The following is a 4438-nucleotide window of genomic DNA, read 5'->3' as shown; positions in this document are numbered from 1 at the left end:
CCGGCCGCCCTCCGGAGCCAACACATGCACACCCGACGCGACATCCTGCGCCACACCGCGGCCGCCGGGGCCGCCCTCCCCCTGCTCTCCGCCTGCGGACCCCCGGGGAGCGGCGCGGCCGGAGCCTCCCCCGTGATCCGCTACCAGGGCTGGACCGGAGACGTCCTCCTGCCCGAACTCGCCGAGGACCTGGGCTACCTGGACGGCATCGGGCTGGAGTGGATCGGCGACACCACCAGCGGCCCCCAGGACATCCAGGCCGCGGCCACCGGCAGCACCGACGTGGGCGGCGCCTTCAACGGGGCGATCGCCAAGCTGGCCGCCGCCGGGGCGCCCGTCACCGCCGTCCTGGCCTACTACGGGGCGGACGAGGAGACCCACAACGGCTACTACGTCCTGGAGGACAGCGACATCACCGGGGCCCGCGACCTCGTCGGCAAGCGGGTCTCCATGAACACCCTGGGCGCCCACCACGAGTTCGTGGTCCGCGAGTGGCTGGCCAGGGAGGGGCTGACCAACGAGGAGATCGCCCGGGTGGAGCTGACGGTGGTCCCGCCGGTCAACGCCGAGCAGACCCTGCGCAACGGGCAGGTGGAGGTCGCCACGCTCGGCGACCTGCTGCGCGAGGTCGCCCTGGAGCGCGGCGGCATCCGGCCCCTGTTCACCGACCACGGCCTGTACGGCGCCTTCAGCTACGGCTCCCTCGTGCTGCGCGACGACTTCATCGAGGCACACGAGGACACCGTCCAGGCCTTCGTCGGCGGGGTCGCCCGCGCGATCCGGTGGACGCAGACCACCCCGCGCGAGGAGGTGGTGGACCGCTACACCGACATCATCGGGCGGCGTGGCCGCAACGAGAGCGCCGAGGCCGTCCGGTACTGGCGCAGCACCGGCGTCGCCGGACCCGGCGGCGTCATCGCCCCGGACGAGTTCCGGACCTGGATCGACTGGCTGGTCCGCAACGGCGAACTCGACGAGGGGGCGGTCGAGGCCGAGGAGCTGTTCACCAACGACTACAACCCCTACGCCAACGGGACCTACCCCGAGGACTCCGGCCCCGACGGCCGACCCCTCGCGGAGGGCGGTGCTCCCGGGGACGGCGCCTCCGGGGGAGCGGACGACACACGGCGCGCGGCCGGGGACGGGGGGAACCGATGAGCACCGCCACAGCACCCGTCAAGCTCCGCCTGAACGGGGTGCGGCAGACCTTCACCGCACGCGGCCGGTCCGCCACGCTGACCGCGATCGACGACGTCACCCTGGACATCGCCTCGGGCGAGTTCCTCACCCTGGTCGGGCCCAGCGGCTGCGGCAAGTCCACCCTGCTCGACCTGGTCGGCGGGCTCACCCGGCCCGCCTCCGGCGAGATCCTGCTCAACGGCGCCCCGGTCAGGGGACCGGGCCTGGACCGGGGCCTGGTCTTCCAGCAGTACGCGCTGCTGCCCTGGCGCACCGCGCAGGGCAACGTCGAGTTCGGGCTGGAGGCCAAGGGCCTGCCCCGACGCACCCGGGCCGACCGCGCGCGCGAGTACCTGTCGCTGGTCGGCCTGGAGGGGTTCGAGGACCGCTACCCCCACGAGCTGTCCGGCGGTATGAAGCAGCGCGTGGCCATCGCCCGGAGCCTGGCCTTCGACCCCGAGGTCCTGCTCATGGACGAGCCGTTCGCGGCCCTGGACGCCCAGACGCGCGAGTCCCTCCAGGAGGAGCTGCTGTCCGTGTGGGAGCGCACCGGCAAGACGGTCCTGTTCATCACGCACGGCATCGACGAGGCGGTCTACCTGGGACAGCGGGTCGCGGTGATGACCTCGCGCCCGGGCCGGATCAAGAGCGTCATCGACATCGACCTCGACCGGAGCGCGGGCGGCGACCTGCGCTCGGACCCCGCGTTCGCGCACTACCGGCACCGGGTGTGGCGGGAACTCCACGACGAGGTGGCCCAGGCCCGGCGGACCGAGCGCGCGCTCACCGGGAGGGGAACCGACCATGGCTGACACGCTGACCCGCTCGGCGGGCACCGCCCCCTCCGACGCCTCCTCCCCGGCGGCGCCGGGCACGGGCGGACCTCCCCCCGCGCTCACGGCCGCGCTCCGGCTGGCCTGGCTCTGCTTCAAGCGCTCGGCCGTCATCGCGGCCTTCCTCCTGCTGTGGGAGGTGGCGCCGAGGGTCGGCCTCCTCGACCGGGTGTTCCTGCCCCCGCTGACCGAGGTCCTGGCCGCGACGCGGGACCTGGCCCTGAGCGGACAGCTGTGGAACCACGTGTCCGCCAGCCTCGCCCGCGCCCTGAGCGGCTTCCTCGTCGCCGTGGCCGCCGCCGTGCCGCTGGGCGTCCTCATCGCCTGGTACCGGCCGGTGTCGGACTTCCTCACGCCGATCCTGGAGCTGTTCCGCAACACCGCGGCCCTGGCCCTGCTGCCGGTGTTCGTGCTCGTCCTGGGGATCGGCGAGGCGTCCAAGGTCTCCCTGGTGGTCTACGCGTGCGCCTTCCCGGTCCTGCTCAACACCATCACCGGGGTCCGGACCGTCGACCCCCTGCTCGTCAAGTCGGCGGCCTCCCTGGGGTTCGGGCCGCTCGCGCTGTTCCGCAAGGTGGTGCTGCCCGCCTCGGTCCCGTCGATCTTCACCGGCGTGCGCATGGCCGGGGCCTCCTCGATCCTCGTGCTCATCGCCGCGGAGATGGTCGGCTCCCAGTCGGGCCTGGGCTACCTCGTCAACGCCGCACAGCTCAACTTCCTCATCCACGACATGTACGCGGGAATCCTGGCCATCGCCGTGGTGGGGGTGGCCCTCAACGGCGTCCTCGTCGCGCTCGAACGGCGCTTCTCCCGCTGGCGCACGACCGAGCGGTGACCGCGTGCCCCGGAGGCGGTGACCGGAACCGCCGACCGCTGGCCGCTGGCCGACGACCCACGACAGCGAAGGACCACGCAGATGACCGACGGACGACGGCTCCACCTCAACGCCTTCCTCATGGGGGTGGGGCACCACGAGGCGGCCTGGCGGCACCCGCGCACGCGGCAGGACGGGGTGCTGGACGTGGCGCACTTCCAGAACCTGGCGCGTGTCGCCGAACGCGGACGGCTGGACTCGGTGTTCTTCGCCGACGGCCTGGCCGTGGGCCACCGGGTCGAGCGCAACACCCTCGCCGTCTTCGAGCCCATCACCCTGCTCAGCGCGATGGCCGCGGTGACCGAGCGGGTGGGGCTGATCGCCACCGCCCCCACCGGCTACTACCCGCCCTACCTGCTGGCCAGGGCCTTCGCCTCGCTGGACCACATCAGCGGCGGACGCGCCGGATGGAACATCGTCACCTCCGGCCGCGAGGACGAGGCGGCCAACTTCGGACTGGACCAGGTGCCCGAGCACGCCGACCGCTACGCGCGTGCGGCGGAGTTCACCGACGTCGTCGTCAAGCTGTGGGACAGCTGGGAGGACGGCGCCCTGCGACTCGACGCCGAGGAGGGGGTGTTCGCCGACCCCGACCGCGTCCACGCCATCGACCACGAGGGCGAGCGGTTCCGGGTGCGCGGGCCGCTGAACTCCCCCCGCCCGCCGCAGGGCCGTCCGGTGCTGGTGCAGGCGGGGTCCTCCGAGGACGGCAGGGAGTTCGCCGCGCGCTACGCCGAGGCGGTGTTCACCGCGCAGCAGACCCTCCGGGAGGGGGTGGACTTCTACCGCGACCTCAAGGGGCGGTTGGCGCGTTTCGGACGCGCCCCGCAGGAGTTGAAGGTCCTGCCCGGGATCGTGCCGTTCATCGCGCCGACGGAGGCCGCGGCCAAGGAGCTGGAGGCGGAGTTCACCGGGCTCATCTCCCCGGACTACGCCCTGCGCCAGCTCTCCCAGATGCTGGGGGTGGACCTGACCGGGCACCCGCTGGACGCCCCCCTGCCCCCGCTGCCCGGCGAGGACGGCATCCGCGGCAACAAGAGCCGGTACACCCTGGTCGCGGACCTGGCGGCGCGCGAGTCGCTGACCGTGGGGGAGCTGATCGGGCGCCTGGGCGGCGGGCGCGGCCACCGGACCTTCGCGGGCACGCCCGAGCAGGTGGCGGACGAGATCCAGGGCTGGTTCGAGGCCGGGGCCGCCGACGGGTTCAACGTCATGCCGCCCCACCTCCCCGGCGGCCTGGAGGACTTCGTCGACCAGGTGGTGCCGATCCTCCGGGAGCGCGGCCTCTTCCGGGAGGAGTACGAGGGGACGACCCTGCGCGACCACTACGGTCTGCCCCGTCCTCCCAGCCAGTACGCCGAAGCCGTGCCGGTACCGGAGGTCTCCGGCGCGGTCTGAGGCGGCCGCGGACGGGACCGCGGCGTCGGCGCCCTTGGCGGCCCCTGCCGCCGCGGTTATTCCATACTTTTTCGGTTGGCAAAGTGGATTGAAGGGAAGGACCCTCGACACGGGGCGGTGGAATCGCGGAGCCGCCGCCCCGGGGCAGGGGAGG

The 4438-nt window shown here is 73.2% G+C and carries 4 protein-coding genes; all 4 read left to right on the top strand.

The window, feature by feature from the left end; genetic code table 11:
* Positions 1-1158, top strand: a 1158-nt coding sequence (locus DQW06_RS07245; protein ID WP_370449064.1) for an ABC transporter substrate-binding protein, incomplete at its 5' end; no start/stop codon positions are given.
* Positions 1155-1991: an ABC transporter ATP-binding protein gene (locus DQW06_RS07240; protein WP_013155926.1), complete on the top strand. Its 837-nt coding sequence runs from the start codon at positions 1155-1157 to the stop codon at positions 1989-1991. The genes DQW06_RS07245 and DQW06_RS07240, both read left to right, overlap by 4 nt.
* On the top strand, positions 1984-2847 hold the full coding sequence (locus tag DQW06_RS07235; RefSeq protein ID WP_071621124.1) for an ABC transporter permease: 864 nt from the start codon (positions 1984-1986) through the stop codon (positions 2845-2847). Before DQW06_RS07240 ends, DQW06_RS07235 begins: the two co-directional genes overlap by 8 nt.
* An 81-nt stretch (positions 2848-2928) precedes the next feature.
* Positions 2929-4284: an LLM class flavin-dependent oxidoreductase gene (locus DQW06_RS07230; protein WP_117198183.1), complete on the top strand. Its 1356-nt coding sequence runs from the start codon at positions 2929-2931 to the stop codon at positions 4282-4284.
* Positions 4285-4438: the final 154 nt, after the last annotated feature.

Origin of the sequence: Nocardiopsis sp. TNDT3, assembly GCF_003427465.1 — a bacterium.
Lineage (GTDB): Bacteria > Actinomycetota > Actinomycetes > Streptosporangiales > Streptosporangiaceae > Nocardiopsis > Nocardiopsis dassonvillei.
Note: the sequence above shows the minus strand (reverse complement) of the source record. Positions and strands in the feature narration are given on the sequence as shown.

Coding starts and splice junctions, on each gene's coding strand:
- DQW06_RS07240 (WP_013155926.1), top strand. CDS start 1,155: ATGAGCACCGCCACAGCACCCGTCAAGCTCCGCCTGAACGGGGTGCGG.
- DQW06_RS07235 (WP_071621124.1), top strand. CDS start 1,984: ATGGCTGACACGCTGACCCGCTCGGCGGGCACCGCCCCCTCCGACGCC.
- DQW06_RS07230 (WP_117198183.1), top strand. CDS start 2,929: ATGACCGACGGACGACGGCTCCACCTCAACGCCTTCCTCATGGGGGTG.